Genomic DNA, 14970 nt, shown 5'->3' with positions numbered 1-14970 from the left:
CGTGCCTCTGCTCCCGATGCTCGCCACCTCCGGCACGAACGTGCCGACCGGCGAGGACTGGTGCCACGAGGTGAAGTGGGACGGCGTCCGCGCCCTCGCCGTGGTCAGCACGTCCGGTGTCAGGCTCACCAGCCGCAGCGGCAACGACATCACCGGCGCCTGGCCGGAGCTGACCGCCCCTCCGACAGGCCGAGAGAACATGGACACCGTGGTCGACGGGGAGATCATCGCGCTCAACGAGCGCGGCCTCCCCGACTTCCGGGTGCTCGCCGAGCGGATCCACGTGCGCAAGGCGACGGCGGTCGCCCGCCTGGCGGAGCGGGTCCCGGCGACGTACATGGCCTTCGACCTGCTCCGCCACGACGGCGACGACCTCACCAGGCTGCCGCTGACGGAGCGCCGGGCTCGGCTCGCCGAGCTCGACCTCGCCGGCTCCGGCTGGCAGGTGCCGAGTACGTACGACGACGGCGCGATGCTCTTCGACGCCACCCGGTCCCAGGGCCTCGAGGGCATCGTCAGCAAGCGCCTGGACTCGCGCTACCGGCCGGGGGAGCGGACCCAGCACTGGCTGAAGTTCGCGCACCGGCACCGGGCGTCGTACGTCGTCGGTGGGTGGCGGCGGCAGACCGGCGGCACCCACCTCGCCGCGCTGCTCGTGGGCCAGCCCACCGCCGACGGCCTGCTCTACCGCGGCCGCGTCGGCAGCGGGATCGGGCCGAAGCAGTCGCGCGTGCTGGCCGAGCTGGTCGCGCCGCTGACCCGCAGCACCAGCCCGTTCGCGGACGAGGTGCCGAAGGTCGACGCCCAGGGCACGACCTGGCTCGATCCCGTGCTGGTGGTGGACGTCGACACCCACGGGAGCGGCTACGAGCGGCTCCGGCAGCCGTCGTACCAAGGTCTGCGTAGTGACCTCAACGCCGATGATCTGCGAGGCTCCTAGCGTGCGACGACTCGCCCTGGCCGTCCTCCTGGCACCGCTGCTGACCTCACCCGACGTCGCCGTGGCCCGCCCCCAGCCGGTCGGTGTCCGACCGGCCGAGGCGGAGCCCGCGCCGGCTCGCGCTGCGGTGACCCTCGGCGGGGTCCGGGTGCGGCTCCGCAGCGGCACCCGCCAGGTGGTGACGGTCAACCGCCGTGGTGGCCACCACGCCCGCGTGTCCTTCTGGGTGCCGCGTGGCGAAACCTGGCGCAGGGTGCTCACGGCCGCGGACGGCCGGATCGGCTACGGCGGCGTGGTCGCGCCGCACCGTCGTCGGCAAGGCACCGGCACCACGCCGCTCGGCACCTACGGCCTGATCTCGGCGTTCGGCATGCACGAGGAGCGCGAGCGCTGGCAGCTGCGCTACCGGGAGGTGAGGCGCGGCGACTACTGGGTCCAGGACAACCGCTCGGCGTTCTACAACCGCTACCGCAACAAGCGTCAGGGCGGCTTCCGGTGGTGGCTGCCGGCCAGCGACCCCAACTCCTCCGAGCGCCTGCTGGACTACCGCCGGCAGTACGAGTGGTCGATCGTCATGGACTTCAACTGGGACCAGGTACGACGTCGCGGCTCCGGGATCTTCCTGCACGTCAACGGCAGCGGGGCCACGGCCGGCTGCGTGAGTGCCCAGCGTGGGTTCATCCGCCGACTCATGTTCCGGCTCGACCCGGAGCGGGTGCCGGTGATCGCGGTGGGCCGATGACCGCGACAGGCGACGAGGTCCACGTCGACGTCGAGGGCCGCACCGTCAAGCTCAGCAACCTGCAGAAGGTGCTCTACCCCGCGACCGCGACGACCAAGGGCGAGGTCCTCGACTACTACGCCCGGATCGCTCCGGTGCTGCTCCCGCACCTCGCCGGCCGGCCGGTGACCCGGATCCGGTGGCCGCACGGTGTGCAGACGATGAGCTTCTTCGAGAAGAACGTGCCGGCCGGCACACCGTCGTGGGTGCGCACCGCGGAGGTGCCGACCACGGGCTCCCGGGGACCGAGCCGGCACGGCGACACCCTGGTGTTCCCGATCGTCGAGGACCTCGCCACCCTGATGTGGATGGTCAACCTGGCGGCGCTGGAGCTGCACGTGCACCAGTGGACGGTCGACGCCTCGGGGGAGCCGCTCGGCGCGGACCGACTGGTCGTCGACCTCGACCCGGGCGAGCCGGCCGGCCTGCACGAGTGCTGCCAGGTCGCCCTCCACGCCCGCGACGCGCTCGCCTCCCGCGGCCTCGACGCACGACCGGTGACCAGCGGCAGCAAGGGCCTGCACCTCTACGCCGACCTGTCGTCCTACCTGCCGTCCGACGAGGTGACCGGTGTGGCGAAGGAGGTCGCCGAAGAGCTCGCGGCGGCCCACCCGACGCTGATCACGGCAACGATGACGAAGGCCCGACGGCGCGGCAAGGTCTTCCTCGACTGGTCGCAGAACGCCGGGTCGAAGACCACCATCTCGCCGTACTCCCTCCGGGGCCGGGACCGACCGACCGTCGCGACCCCGCTCACCTGGGAGGAGGTCGAGGCCGGCGCCGAGGACGAGCTGGGCATCGAGCAGTTCGCGATGTCCGACGTGCTCCAGCGGGTCGAGGAGTACGGCGACCTCTTCGCCGCCGACGCTCTCGACTAGCGAGCGGTCGCGGGCAATCCAGCGACGGCGCCCGCACGGAGCAATCACCGCCACGCCGACGGGCGTCGAGCGGGCAGTAGCGGGCTCCGGTACGGAAACCTCTTTGCCCGGGGATGGGACTGGCGGGATCGTGGCCGTGTGAGCTCACCAACCGATGGGCCTGAGATGCCGCCGCCCGTGCGCGCGCACGTCGACCACGCCATCCGGCACCTGCTGCGACCCGATGAGGTTGATGGTTGGAGCTTTCGCTGGACCCGAGACGACGACGACCCTGACACCCGCTCCTTGGTCGTCGACGTGGTGGCGGCGGGTGAGCCCTACATGGGCTACCTGTATCAGGAGAATGCGATGTGCCCCGTCGCGGAAGCACTGGACGTCTTCACTGACGGGCTCGAGGACTTCATCTCGGAGTCGCGCTTCGCCTGGGGTCAACGGCGTGAGCTGACGGACCGGCCCTGGCATCGCGGCTGAACGGAACCGGACGTCGGACTAGCTGAGCCTGCGCCGCATCCCGTAGACGTCGAACTCGTTGACCGCGCCGGAGTCGGCCTCGCTCAGCGAGCCGCCGTCGACCTCGTCGAGGGTGGCGTCGATCAGCAGCTGGAACTCGGGCGACGGCGCGGTCACCCGAATCGGCGTCGTGTCGATGCGCCACCCCTCGCGGCCGAACACGTTGAGGACACCGATCAGCGTGGTGTTCTTCTCCGCGACGATCCCCTCGAACCCGTCGGCCGCCTCGAGCAGGAAGACCGGTCGCGCGACGGAGAGCGTCATGGCGTCGTAGAGCGGCACCCAGAGGCGCGCGTACTCGTACGACGACGTGGTCATGCCTCCAGCATAGGACCGCGAGCGGACAGCGACACCAGACTTTTCGGCCGGGATCAGGCCGAGCGGAGGGGGCGGACCGCCGCGGGGTCGACCAGGTGGTACGGGTCGGTGGCCGCGCCGAGGACCATCCCGTTGCCCGCGACCGGGGAACCGTCGATCACGTCCGCGACGATCGCGGTGACGTTGTCGCGGCTGCCACCGTCGAGCGCCGCCTGGATCAGGTTCGACGTCGCCAGTCGTCGCGACGGCACGGTGAGGAGCGTGGCGAGCGCCGACTCCTGGAGCACGTCGCTCAGCCCGTCGCTGCACAGGAGCAGCCGGTCGCCGGGCCGCAGGTCGAGCCACAGCAGGTCGGGCGTCGGTGTGCTCAGTGCGTCGACGGCCTGGAGCACGACGTTGCGGTGGGGCGACGCCGTGGCCTCCTCGGGCGTCATCCGTCCGGCGTCGACCATCGCCTGCACCATCGTGTGGTCGTGGCTGAGCTGGGTGAACCCGCCGTCGCGTAGCAGGTAGGCCCTCGAGTCGCCGACATGGGCCATCGCGGTGCGGACGCCGTCGGTGAGGATCGCCGTCAGCGTGGTCGCCATCCCGAGCCGATCGGGGTCGGCGTCGACCCCGATGACCAGCTGGTGGTGCGCCTCCTCTGTCGCGGCCGCGAGCAGCCGCAGCGGGTCGTAACCGGGGGCCGCGAGCGCGCGGGCGCTGACGACGTACGACGTCGTGGCCGAGGCCACCTCGCCGGCGGCGGCGCCGCCGACCCCGTCGGCGACGCAGAGCAGGTAGGGCCCGGCGAAACCGGCGTCCTCGTTGTTCTCCCGGACCCGGCCGGTGTCGCTCTCGGCGGCGAAGCGGAACTGCAGCATGACCCTCACCCCTTCACGAGCGACTCTGCCCGCGTTCCCTGAGGAACGGCTGGGAGCCGTCGAAGAGTTCCCGGGTCTCGATACGCCCTCGCCTGGCGGCTCGGGCTACTCGACCACCGAAGGGGTCAGGACCGGAAGCCCACCTGGCCGACGGAGCTGCGGCCGATGTGCACGTAGGCGAGCTTGTCGGCCGGCACCACGGTGCGCTGGCCCTTCGTGTCCGTGAGGACCAGCACGCCGCTGCCGGCGATGGCCTCGGTGACGAGCTTCTCGATCGCGTCGGTGGTCTCGTCCGTGTCGACAGTCAGCTCGCGGGCGGCGTTCTGCACGCCGATCTTGACCTCCACTGAGGCTCCTTCAGGTTCGTGATGCGAATACTTCGAGCCTAGTCGGTGAGCGGATAGCCCCGGATGCCGCGCCAGGCCAGCCCCGACACCAGCTCGACCGCCTGCTCCCGCGAGAGCCCGCCGGAGTCGGTCAGCCAGAACCGCGCGCTCACCTGGCTGATCCCGACCAGGGAGACCGCGAGCAGCCGCGCCGCGGCCGCCGGCAGCCCGGTGTCCTCCTGGATCACCTCGGTGATCATGCCCGCGCACTCGATGGTCACCCGGTCGACGTGGTCCCGGACCGCGGGCTCGCTGGTGAGGTCGGACTCGAACACCAGGCGGAACGCGCCGGCGTCGTGCGCGACGTACTCGTAGAACGCGTCCATCGCGGCCTTGACGCGCTGCTTGTTGTCGTTGGTCGACTCGAGCGCGGCGCGGCAGTTGGCGATGATGGTGTCGCAGGCGTCGTCGAGCAGCGCGAGGTAGAGCTCGAGCTTGCCCGGGAAGTGCTGGTAGAGCACGGGCTTGGAGACGCCCGCCCGCTCGGCGATGTCGTCCATCGCAGCGGCGTGGTAGCCCTGCGCGACGAACACCTCCAGCGCGGACGTGAGCAGCTGGGCGCGGCGCTCACGGCGCGGCAGCCGGACCCCGCGGGCGCGGCGGGGCTCATCGACGTCGTACGAACTGCTGACCACGCGCCGAGCCTACTCCCGGGTAGCAGGACGTCAGGGAACGCCCGGGTCCGGATCGCGGGACGTGTCAGGTTCGCCGGGCACGGCCGGGGACGATGGATGGACCTGGGAACACCAACCAACAGGTCGCTGTTACCTCCAGACCACCCCCTGACGAGGAGCACATCCGTGAGCTTTCCGCCGCTGGTCGAGCCGGCCGCCGAGCTGACCATCGACGAGGTACGCCGCTACAGCCGCCACCTGATCATTCCCGACGTGGGCATGGCCGGGCAGAAGCGGCTCAAGAACGCCAAGGTGCTGGTCATCGGCGCCGGCGGTCTCGGCAGTCCCGCGCTGCTCTACCTGGCGGCGGCGGGCGTCGGCACCCTCGGCATCGCGGAGTTCGACACCGTCGACGAGTCCAACCTCCAGCGCCAGGTCATCCACGGCGTCAGCGACATCGACAAGCCGAAGGGCCAGTCGGCCAAGGAGTCGATCGCCGAGATCAACCCCTACGTCAACGTGGTCCTGCACGAGGAGCGCCTCGACAACGACAACGTCTTCGAGGTCTTCCGCGGCTACGACCTCATCGTCGACGGCACCGACAACTTCGCCACCCGCTACATGGTCAACGACGCGGCGTACTTCCTCGGCATCCCCTACGTCTGGGGCTCGATCTACCGCTTCGACGGGCAGGCCTCCGTGTTCGCGCCGACCCTGGCCGACGACGCTCCCTGCTACCGCTGCCTCTACCCCGAGCCGCCGCCGCCGGGCATGGTCCCGAGCTGCGCCGAGGGCGGCGTGCTCGGCGTGCTCTGCGCCAGCATCGGCTCGATCCAGGTCAACGAGGCGATCAAGCTCCTGGCCGGGATCGGTGACCCGCTCGTCGGCAAGCTGATGATCTACGACGCCCTGGAGATGGAGTACCGCAAGCTCAAGGTCCGCAAGGACCCCAACTGCGCGCTCTGCGGCGACAACCCGACGGTCACCGAGCTCATCGACTACGACGTCTTCTGCGGCGCGATCTCCGAGGAGGCCGCCGATGCGGCCGCCGACTCGACGATCTCCGTCGTCCAGCTCGAGCACATGCTCAAGGAGCGCGAGGAGGGCAGCCGCGACTTCGTCCTCGTCGACGTCCGCGAGCCCGTCGAGTACGAGATCAACAAGGTCCCCGGCTCCGTCCTGATCCCGAAGGGCGACTTCCTCAACGGCTCCGCGCTGGAGCAGCTGCCGGCCGACAAGCAGGTCGTCATGTACTGCAAGACCGGGGTGCGGTCCGCGGAGACGCTCGCGATCGTCAAGGGCGCGGGGTACTCCGACGCCGTCCACGTGGGTGGCGGCGTGGTGGCCTGGGTCAACCAGATCGACCCGAGCCAGCCGGCGTACTGAGACTGCGCGGCGCGTAACCCGGGCCCAGCCACGGTCGTTGAGTTTGGTGGCAGTGGCTCCGGGTTACCGGGCCGCCGCCGCCTGTCTTTGGAGCGTTACCGCACCGAGGGAGCACCTGAGGGCCCCGTCGCCAAGCGACGGGGTCCTCGGCGCTCACGGCCCTTCGGCTGAGCTTGCGAAGCCGAAGAATTGGCCGGGAGGTCGAGTAGGCGCGAGGGAGCGAGCTTGCGAGCGCCCGCCACCGCCGTATCGAGACCAGGTCACCGACCTTCGTGCACGATGAGGCCGTGGATCCCGCGAACGAGGAGTACGTCGAGCAGGTGCTGTCGTGGGTCGAGCAGGTCCCGGCGGGCCGGGTCACGACGTACGGCGCGATCGCCGCGGTGGTGGGCGGCGGACCGCGGCAGGTCGGAGCGGTGATGTCGCGCCACGGCGGCCCGGTGCCGTGGTGGCGAGTGGTGCGGGCCGACGCCTCGCTGCCGCCGAGCCACGACGGCGAGGCCCGTGCCCGCTACGCGGAGGAGGGCACCCCGTGCACCAGTGCGGGCCGGGTCCGGATGCGCGACGCCTTCTGGGACCCCGCGGAACCCGACGAGTGAGGAAGCCGATGGTCAGCGGAGTCGGCCGAGCATGCCGACCGCCTGCCGGATCTCCAGCAGCCGCCGCTCCCAGGTGATGCCGATCGTGGTGAGCAGCGCACCGGCCAGGCCGATCCACACCCACTGCGGCACGTCGCCGGCGTAGGGGCCGATCTCGCGCAGCACGACGACCGCGCCGACCACCGAACCCACGATCAGCGGCGCGCTCCACCGGAGCGCGGCACCGACGATCGTGAGCGCGAGGCACGCGCCGCCGAGGATCAAGGCACGCAGGGACACCGGATCGCCGAGCACCCAGACGAGGGAGGGGAGGGTGCCGAGCAGCAGCCCGGGGAGCAGCGCGAGCTCGGTGCCGGCGTCCGGGTGCCGGCGCAGGTGCACGAGGCCGAGCAGGGTGAGCGCCGCCGCGATCGGGAGCGTGTAGGGCTCGGGGTCGGTCACGCCCTTGTCGCCGAACCACACCCACGACGCCAGCGCGAACACCGGGACCGCCGCCCAGACCAGGTCGCGGCGCGACTCGTGGATGAGGGCGGACGCGGAGAGCAGGGCTCCGGCGACGACCAGGTGCAGGGCGAGAGAGCCGCCCGCGTCGGTCGCGGCGAAGATCGCCGGCGGTACCGCGACCGCCGCGACCAGGACCGCTGGGATCTCGACCTCGAGCCTCGGTCGTGCGATCGCGAGCACGCCGAGCAGGACCAGGACCGGGATGCCGAGCCGACCCGCGTCGACGTCGTTGGCCAGCCCGGTGGTCCAGACGAGGACCGCGAGGGCGGGCGCGAGCGTCACGGCGGCGAAACCGCGCAGCTCGCTCGTCCGCCCGACGAAGTGGGCGATCAGCGCCAAGCCCAGCACGATGCCGGAGGCGACGGCGACGATCGGCGTGCTCGGCAGCGCCAGCAGCACTCCCGCCGCACTGATCCCGAGGGCCACCAGGCCGAACCCGGTCTGCCGGGCGCCGGAATCGGCCAGGCCGAGCGCCAGGCTGCCGATCGCGACCACGCCGAGGCAGGCCACCACGACGGCGAGCGGGACGTCGTACGACGCCAGTGTCGCGACCGCCGCCACCCCGCCGACGAGGGCGCCGATCCGCCACCACGGGGCGCCGACGCGGCCGTCGCGCTCGAGGAGCAGGGCCAGGAACACCACCGGCACCAGCGCGGACGGGACTGTCAGCAGCGGCTCGGTGACCGGGTTGGGCTCGTCGAGGAGCACGGTGAACGAGCTGTCGGAGCCGACCTCGGCGATCCGGGCGAGGACGACCAACCCGGCGACCGCGTCGAACGCCAGCAGCGCCAGGGACCCGATGGCGGCCGGGGCCGTGGCGACCAGGCGCAGCGTCGTCGGGAGGAGCCGGTAGGCGGCGACCCACGCCGCTGTCACCGCGAGCGTGACGGCGCCGGCGATCCGGGCCGACTCGTCGACGCTCGGGGCGATCAGCGCGATCGTGACGAGCAGGGCACCGACGGATGCGCCGCCGACGACCAGCTCGCGCCTGCGCAGGACGAGGCCGGGTGCCAGCAGCGTCGCGGCCGACGCCAGCAGCGACCAGCCGGCACCGTCCACCCACACGCCGTGCAGCGACGGCTCCGCGAACGCGAGCACCACGCCGAGCAGGGCCGTCGCGCTCCACACCACCGAGGTCGCGATGCCGACGCTCCACGCCCGGACCGGCAACGCGGTCCGCGACAGCCAGGTGACCCCGGCGCCGAGCACCACCAGCGCGTGACCGGCGATCAGCTCGTGGTCCATCGCGGCGAGCAGGCCGCCCCAACCGACCAGGTATCCGACGCCGACGAAGACCTGGGGCGCCACCAGGCGAGGTCCGTCGCCGAACCTGGGGAGGGCCAGCCCGGTGCCCCCGAGCGCCATCACGGCGCCGCCGGCGGCTACTGCCCAACCGGCCGACGAGTCGCCGAACCAGCCGGCGGCGTTGGCGCCGAGCACGTCCAGGCCGAGCATCCCCAGCGCGACCACGCTCATCGACTCGCCGGCGATCCGCAGCTGGAACCGGTTCAGCAACAGCGCGCCACCGGTCGCGGCGGCGGTCAGGGTGAGCAGCACCGCGGTGCGGCCGCCTACTCCGAGGATCGACCACGACACCGCGAGGAACGCGATCGCGGCGACCAGGAGGCACAGCGCGCCGAGGCCGAGCAGGATCTTCGGGATCGCGGAGACCCCGACGCCGCCACCGGCAGGAGCCGGGTACGGCGCCGCGCCGCCGGTCGGCTGCTGGGGGGCTGGAGGTGGCGGAGGCGGCGGAGGCGGCGGGGTGGGTGTCGAAGGACCAGCGGCCGGAGCAGCCGGTGCCGCCGCCGGACGCGGCGGGGCGGCGGTCGGGCCTGCCGTCGGGTCGGGCGCGGGTGGCACCAGCGCGGTCGCCGTACGCGCTGCCGGCGCGGTCGCGGCGGCGGCGACCGAGCGGAGCTGCGCGACCAGGGTGTCGGCGCGGGTCAGCGTCGCGAAGAGCTCGACCGCGAGCGCGTGCCGGACCGGCAGCGCGCAGGTCGGGCAGGTGGAGACGCCGCTGTGGAGGTCGGAGCGGCAGTCGGGGCACAGATCCGGGTCGGCGTAGCGCATGTCATCCATCTCCCCACGAAGGGCCGGGGCCGCACATCGCGGCGCTACTCGACCCGGCTGAGTACGCCTACTCAACCGGGTGGGCTCCCCGGCGCCGCGCCCGGCCCCTCATCCACAGCCATGCCCGCAGTTTGTGGATGAAGCGCCACCGATCTGTGGAGACGATCGGGTGTGCTTGTGGACGACACGCCGGAACTACGAAACTCCTCGATTTTGTTGGGGCGAACCCCTTGCGCCCGCCTGTCACCGCGGCATACAACTGCTCTCACGTTCTCCTCCGGGAGAGCGGGATCAGCCGGAAGGCGAGGATCCACACGGCAGACGATCCCTCACGGGAACGCGCGCCGCACGGACCGGGTGACGAGGTCCGTGGGAACCTGGCAGACCGGCCGGATCGATCGGGAGCGTCACCAGTACCGGTCAACCGAAGGGCCCCTTGCGACTCATACTTGCAAGGGGCCTTTCACCTTTTTCACGCCCCTTCGACCGAGCTTGCGAGGTCGAAGATCCTGGGCGGGAGGTCGAGTAGCCCGAGCGCCGGCCGCGCCGGTCGTCGAGTAGCCCGAGCCGCTAGGCGAGGGCGTATCGAGACGTCGCAACCATGGCTTCGGCCGTCCCCACCGTCGGGCGACCGTGTCACCGGGTCTCGATACGCGCGTCGCGGGTTCGTTCCTCACCCGCGGCGCTACTCGACCTTCGCGCTCGGCCGGAATCCGTCCTCGTGCCTCGGACGGCTACCGAGCGCTCGATTCGGTGGACCCGCGGGTAACCCCTAGCGTCCATGGCGTGCTCTACCAGGTGCTCCACACCGTCGTCCCTCCGGCCGCGAAGGCCGTGTGGCGGCCGACAGTGCGCGGCCTGGAGCACGTGCCGGCCACCGGACCGGTGATCCTCGCGAGCAACCACCTGAGCTTCGCCGACTCGATGGTGATCCCGATCGTGGTGCCCCGGAAGGTCGTCTTCCTCGCCAAGTCCGACTACTTCACCGGCACCGGCGTGCGCGGCGCGTTGTCGAAGGCGTGGTTCCAGGGGATGGGCATGCTGCCCGTCGACCGGGACGACACCGCGGCGGCGATCGGCTCGCTGCAGACGGCCCTCGACGTGCTCGGTCGCGGGGAGGCGTTCGGCATCTATCCCGAGGGCACCCGCTCCCGCGACGGACGGCTCTACCGCGGGCGGACCGGTGTCGCGCACCTCGCCCTCACCTCGGGTGCTCCGGTCGTGCCGGTCGGTCTCACCGGCACCGACCGGCTGCAGCCGATCGGCTCCACGCTTCCGCGGCTGGCGCGGGTCACGGTGGCGTTCGGCGCACCGATCACCGTCGCCGGCGAGTACGACGGCATCGCGCTCGGCCGCGCGCGCCGGGACCTCACCGACCGGATCATGAGCGCCATCAGCGAGCTCACCGGCCAGGTCGAGGCCGGCGTCTACAACGACCGTCCGGCACTCGACGACTGACCGTTCGACGTACCGCTGGCAGGATCGGCGCATGCGCCCGCCGCTCGCCGCCGCCCTCGACCTCGCGCCGCACCCCGAAGGCGGCTGGTACCGGCAGACCTGGGTCTCGCCGGTGACGGTCACGCTGCCGGACGGACGGGTCCGGCCGACAGCCACGTTGATCTACTTCCTGCTCCCCGCCGGCGACTCCTCGGCCTGGCACCGGGTCGCCTCCGACGAGATCTGGCTGGCGCACACCGGTGCGGTGACCGTCGAGCTCGGCGGCTCGGGCGCCGCGCCGGCCGACGAGCCGACCACAGTCGAGGTCGATGCCCACGCGCCCCAGGCACTGGTACGGGCCGGGGTCTGGCAGCGGACGCTCCCGTCCGCCGCGGACGCGCTGGTGAGCTGCCTGGTCTCGCCGGGTTTCGACTTCGCCGACTTCGAGCTCGTCTGAGACCGATCTGTCGGGCGCGGATGGTTGGCTGTGCAGTGACATGACCGCTGCCTCCTCGACCGCGCGCTACCGGCTCGCGCCGCCGCGCGCCACCGACCCGCCGCCCGAGCTCGACGAGCACCAGCAGCGCGTCGTCGACCACCCCGGTGGGCCGCTGCTCGTCCTCGCCGGGCCCGGCACGGGCAAGACCACGACGATGGTCGAGGCGATCGTCGACCGGATCGAGCGGCGCGGCGTCGATCCCGACTCGGTCCTCGCGCTGACCTTCTCCCGGAAGGCCGCCGAGCAGCTGCGCGACCGGGTGACCTCCCGGCTGGGGCGCACCCTGTCGAGCGGCCTGTCGTCGACGTTCCACTCCTTCGCCTACGGCTTGGTCCGGCGCTACGCGCCGGCGGAGCTCTACGCGGCGCCGCTGCGGCTGCTGTCGGCGCCGGAGCAGGACGTCGTGCTGCAGGAGCTGCTCACCCACGCGCCCGAGTCGATCCGCTGGCCCGAGCCGCTGCGGGCGGCGGTCGGCACCCGCGGCTTCGCCCGCGAGGTGCAGGCCGTGATCGCGCGGGCCCGCGAGCGCGGGCTCGATCCGGGCCAGCTCGTCGCGCTCGGCCGCGACGAGGGAGTGCCGGAGTTCGAGGCGGCCGGCCTGTTCCTCGAGCAGTACCTCGACGTCCTCGGCGGCCAGTCCGCGATCGACTACCCCGACCTGATCACCAGGGGCGTGATCGAGGCGCGGGTCCACCAGGCCGAGCTGCGGGCGTCGTACTCCTGCGTGTTCGTGGACGAGTACCAGGACACCGACCCCAGTCAGGTCGCGCTGCTCGAGGCCATCGCCGGCGACGGGCGCGACCTGGTCGCGGTGGGCGACCCCGACCAGTCGATCTACGGGTTTCGCGGCGCGGACGTGCGCGGGATCCTCGAGTTCCCCCGCCAGTTCCCGACGGCCGCGGGGGAGGAGGCGCCGGTCCACGCGCTCGGCACCACGCGGCGGTTCGGATCGCGGCTGCTGCGCGCCTCGCGCTCGATCGCGGCGGGCATCTCGATGCGCGGCGCCATCCCGCGGTCGACCTATGACGCGTTCCGCCATCCCGAGCCCGCGGCATCGGAGTTCGGGCCGGGCACGATCGAGGTGCTCACCTTCGACACCGCGCGGGCCGAGGTCGAGCACATCGCCGACCTGCTCCGCCGGGCCCATCTCGAGGACGGCGTCGGGTGGGGCGAGATGGCGGTGCTGGTGCGCTCCGGCCGCACGTCGATCCCGGTGCTCCGTCGCGCGCTGACCGCCGCGGGCGTCCCGGTCGAGGTCGCGGGAGACGAGACCCCGTTGGTGCGTGAGCCGGCGGTCGCCGTACTGCTGTCCGCGCTCGAGCTGCTGGTCTCCGACGACGTGCCGCGCGACCGGATCGAGGAGCTGCTCATCTCGCCGCTGGGCGGTCTCGACGCGACCGAGGTGCGCGCCCTCACCCGAGCCCTCCGTGCCGTGCACCCCGAGGTCGGTCCGCGCGAGCTGGTCCGCCGGGCGGTGCTCGACCCGGCCCTGCTCGACGGTGTCGAAGGACAACCGGCGTCACGGACCCGGGCGCTGGCGCAGCTGCTCGAGCGTGCCCGTGCCGGCATCGGCGAAGGCGCCTCGGCCGAGCAGGTGCTCTGGACGCTGTGGAGCGGGACCTCCTGGGGTGAGCGACTGCGCGCCGCCAGCCTCCGCGGCGGCCAGGCGGCCCGGCTGGCCCACCGCGACCTCGACGCGCTGTGCGCGTTGTTCGAGACCGCCGCGAGGTCAGAGGAGCAGCGCGACCACACGAGTGTGGCGACGTTCCTGGCCACCCTGACCGCGCAGGAAATCCCCGCCGACACGCTGGCGGAGCGCGGCGTGCGTGGGGAGTCGGTGCGGCTGCTCACGGCGCACCGCGCCAAGGGACAGGAGTGGCGGCTCGTCGTCGTGACGCGCGTCCAGGAGGGGAGCTGGCCCGACCTGCGCCGGCGCGACACCCTGCTGGGTGCCGACCGGATCGGCCCGGTCGAGCACGGGGGACTGCTCCCGCCGCTGACCCGGGCGGCGATGCTCGCCGAGGAGCGGCGGCTGTTCTACGTCGCGGTGACCCGGCCCCGCCAACGGCTGGTGGTGACGTCGGTGCAGTCACCGGACGACGACGGCGAGCAGCCCTCGCGGTTCCTCGCCGAGCTCGGGCACGAGGTGCAGCACCGGGTCGGCCGGCCCCGCCGACCGCTGTCGATGCAGGGGCTCGTCGCCGAGCTCCGCCGTACCGTCGCCGATCCGGAGCGACCGCCACACCTCCGCGAGGCGGCCGCTGCCCGGCTCCGGCTGCTCGCGACGACGGAGGTGCACGGCCGACCGGTGGCGCCGTTCGCTGACCCGGCGACCTGGTGGGGGCTCCGCAGCCCGTCGCGATCGCTGCGGTCGGTGCGGCCCGAGGACGTTCCGGTCACGCTGTCGGCGAGCGCGCTCGAGGGCCTGCTCACCTGCCCCGCCCAGTGGTTCCTGACCCGCGAGGCGGGCGGCAGTGTCGTCTCCACGGCCAGCCAGGGGTTCGGCAAGGTGGTCCACGCCCTGGCCGAGCGGGTCGCCAAGGACGAGATCGACGCGACCTCGGTCGACGACCTGATGCCCTACGTCGACGAGGTCTGGGAGCGGATGGAGTTCCGCACCCCGTGGTCGCGGGCTCGCGAGCGCGAGGCGGTCCAGCAGGTGTTGGCGCGCTTCCTCGCCTGGCACCACCGTCCGGGGGCGCGCACGGTCATCGCGCTCGAGCCCCGGCTGCGCGCCGAGGTCACCCTTCCCGACGGCCAGGTGGTCGCGCTGCACGGCTATGCCGACCGTCTGGAGCTCGACGAGCAGGACCGGGTGGTGGTCGTCGACCTCAAGACCGGCAAGTACCCGCCCTCCGACAAGTCGCTCCCGGAGCACCCGCAGCTCGGCCTCTACCAGCTCGCCGTCGACCACGGCGCCGCCAACGAGCTGGTCGGCCGACCGGTCACCGCGGGCGGCGCGGAGCTGGTCCAGCTGCGGCACGGCGACGCGCAACCGAAGGTGCAGCAGCAGCCGCCCTCGCCGCCACAGATCGAGGGGCAGCTGCAGCAGGCGCTCGCGGCGGTGCGCAGCGAGGCGTTCGTCGCGCGACCCGGCGCGCACTGCGAGCGTTGCCCGTTCGACCCGATCTGTCCCGCCCACGCGTCGGGGTCTGTGCTCTCGTGAACGTCGACACCCCGGC

14 protein-coding genes are annotated in these 14970 nt (G+C 72.5%); 9 read left to right on the top strand and 5 right to left on the bottom strand.

What is annotated here, in order from left to right:
- Nucleotide 1: 1 nt before the first annotated feature.
- The 4 genes from ligD (SHK19_RS15905) to SHK19_RS15890 all read left to right on the top strand — a co-directional run bounded on the left by ligD (SHK19_RS15905) (nt 2) and on the right by SHK19_RS15890 (nt 3070).
- Nucleotides 2–940: a non-homologous end-joining DNA ligase gene (gene ligD, locus SHK19_RS15905; RefSeq protein ID WP_405030434.1), complete on the top strand. Its 939-nt coding sequence runs from the start codon at nt 2–4 to the stop codon at nt 938–940.
- A 1-nt stretch (nt 941) separates the two neighbouring features.
- Entirely contained in the window at nt 942–1682 is a 741-nt protein-coding gene (locus SHK19_RS15900; protein WP_322936822.1) for a L,D-transpeptidase family protein, read from the top strand.
- Complete coding sequence (ligD, locus tag SHK19_RS15895) at nt 1679–2599, top strand: non-homologous end-joining DNA ligase (protein WP_322936821.1); 921 nt, start codon at nt 1679–1681, stop codon at nt 2597–2599. Before SHK19_RS15900 ends, ligD (SHK19_RS15895) begins: the two co-directional genes overlap by 4 nt.
- 165 nt (nt 2600–2764) lie before the next feature.
- On the top strand, nt 2765–3070 hold the full coding sequence (locus SHK19_RS15890; protein WP_322936820.1) for a hypothetical protein: 306 nt from the start codon (nt 2765–2767) through the stop codon (nt 3068–3070).
- An 18-nt stretch (nt 3071–3088) separates the two neighbouring features.
- Here SHK19_RS15890 and SHK19_RS15885 read toward each other — a convergent pair whose 3' ends face one another.
- The 4 genes from SHK19_RS15885 to SHK19_RS15870 all read right to left on the bottom strand — a co-directional run bounded on the left by SHK19_RS15885 (nt 3089) and on the right by SHK19_RS15870 (nt 5311).
- Nucleotides 3089–3427 (bottom strand): hypothetical protein, encoded by a 339-nt coding sequence (locus SHK19_RS15885; protein ID WP_322456052.1) that lies wholly within the window; start codon nt 3425–3427, stop codon nt 3089–3091.
- 53 nt (nt 3428–3480) lie between these two features.
- The gene (locus SHK19_RS15880; RefSeq protein WP_322456051.1) at nt 3481–4290 is read right to left on the bottom strand and encodes a PP2C family protein-serine/threonine phosphatase; all 810 of its coding nucleotides are present in this window, start codon (nt 4288–4290) and stop codon (nt 3481–3483) included.
- Nucleotides 4291–4415: 125 nt separating this feature from the next.
- A complete protein-coding gene (locus SHK19_RS15875; protein ID WP_322456050.1) occupies nt 4416–4637 on the bottom strand; it encodes a DUF3107 domain-containing protein in 222 nt (73 codons plus the stop codon).
- Nucleotides 4638–4675: 38 nt separating this feature from the next.
- Nucleotides 4676–5311, bottom strand: coding sequence for a TetR/AcrR family transcriptional regulator (locus SHK19_RS15870; protein ID WP_322456049.1), 636 nt, complete (start codon nt 5309–5311; stop codon nt 4676–4678).
- A 165-nt stretch (nt 5312–5476) separates the two neighbouring features.
- Here SHK19_RS15870 and moeZ point away from each other — a divergent pair, with 165 nt between their 5' ends.
- Entirely contained in the window at nt 5477–6676 is a 1200-nt protein-coding gene (gene moeZ / locus SHK19_RS15865) for an adenylyltransferase/sulfurtransferase MoeZ (RefSeq protein WP_322936819.1), read from the top strand.
- Nucleotides 6677–6963: 287 nt separating this feature from the next.
- Nucleotides 6964–7275: an MGMT family protein gene (locus SHK19_RS15860; RefSeq protein ID WP_322936818.1), complete on the top strand. Its 312-nt coding sequence runs from the start codon at nt 6964–6966 to the stop codon at nt 7273–7275.
- A 12-nt stretch (nt 7276–7287) separates the two neighbouring features.
- Here the strand turns inward: SHK19_RS15860 and SHK19_RS15855 are convergent, their stop codons facing one another.
- The gene (locus SHK19_RS15855) at nt 7288–9861 is read right to left on the bottom strand and encodes an SCO7613 C-terminal domain-containing membrane protein (protein ID WP_322936817.1); all 2574 of its coding nucleotides are present in this window, start codon (nt 9859–9861) and stop codon (nt 7288–7290) included.
- A gap of 777 nt (nt 9862–10638) precedes the next feature.
- Between SHK19_RS15855 and SHK19_RS15850 the strand changes: the two genes are divergently transcribed.
- Genes SHK19_RS15850 through SHK19_RS15840 form a run of 3 tightly spaced genes read left to right on the top strand, consistent with a single transcriptional unit; the run spans nt 10639 to nt 14954 of the window.
- Nucleotides 10639–11310 carry a lysophospholipid acyltransferase family protein gene (locus tag SHK19_RS15850; RefSeq protein WP_322936816.1) on the top strand — a complete coding sequence of 224 codons (672 nt, stop codon included), beginning with the start codon at nt 10639–10641 and terminating at the stop codon, nt 11308–11310.
- Between the two features lie 31 nt (nt 11311–11341).
- Entirely contained in the window at nt 11342–11746 is a 405-nt protein-coding gene (locus SHK19_RS15845; RefSeq protein ID WP_322936815.1) for a cupin domain-containing protein, read from the top strand.
- A 40-nt stretch (nt 11747–11786) separates the two neighbouring features.
- Nucleotides 11787–14954: an ATP-dependent helicase gene (locus SHK19_RS15840; RefSeq protein ID WP_322936814.1), complete on the top strand. Its 3168-nt coding sequence runs from the start codon at nt 11787–11789 to the stop codon at nt 14952–14954.
- Nucleotides 14955–14970 lie beyond the last annotated feature (16 nt).

Source organism: Nocardioides bizhenqiangii (assembly GCF_034661235.1).
In the GTDB taxonomy this organism is placed as follows: domain Bacteria; phylum Actinomycetota; class Actinomycetes; order Propionibacteriales; family Nocardioidaceae; genus Nocardioides; species Nocardioides bizhenqiangii.
Note: the sequence above shows the minus strand (reverse complement) of the source record. Positions and strands in the feature narration are given on the sequence as shown.

Excerpts from the sequence above, each read along its gene's own strand:
- ligD (WP_322936821.1), top strand. The coding sequence starts at position 1,679 with ATGACCGCGACAGGCGACGAGGTCCACGTCGACGTCGAGGGCCGCACC.
- SHK19_RS15890 (WP_322936820.1), top strand. The coding sequence starts at position 2,765 with ATGCCGCCGCCCGTGCGCGCGCACGTCGACCACGCCATCCGGCACCTG.
- SHK19_RS15885 (WP_322456052.1), bottom strand. The coding sequence starts at position 3,427 with ATGACCACGTCGTCGTACGAGTACGCGCGCCTCTGGGTGCCGCTCTAC.
- SHK19_RS15880 (WP_322456051.1), bottom strand. The coding sequence starts at position 4,290 with ATGCTGCAGTTCCGCTTCGCCGCCGAGAGCGACACCGGCCGGGTCCGG.
- SHK19_RS15855 (WP_322936817.1), bottom strand. The coding sequence starts at position 9,861 with ATGGATGACATGCGCTACGCCGACCCGGATCTGTGCCCCGACTGCCGC.
- SHK19_RS15845 (WP_322936815.1), top strand. The coding sequence starts at position 11,342 with ATGCGCCCGCCGCTCGCCGCCGCCCTCGACCTCGCGCCGCACCCCGAA.
- SHK19_RS15840 (WP_322936814.1), top strand. The coding sequence starts at position 11,787 with ATGACCGCTGCCTCCTCGACCGCGCGCTACCGGCTCGCGCCGCCGCGC.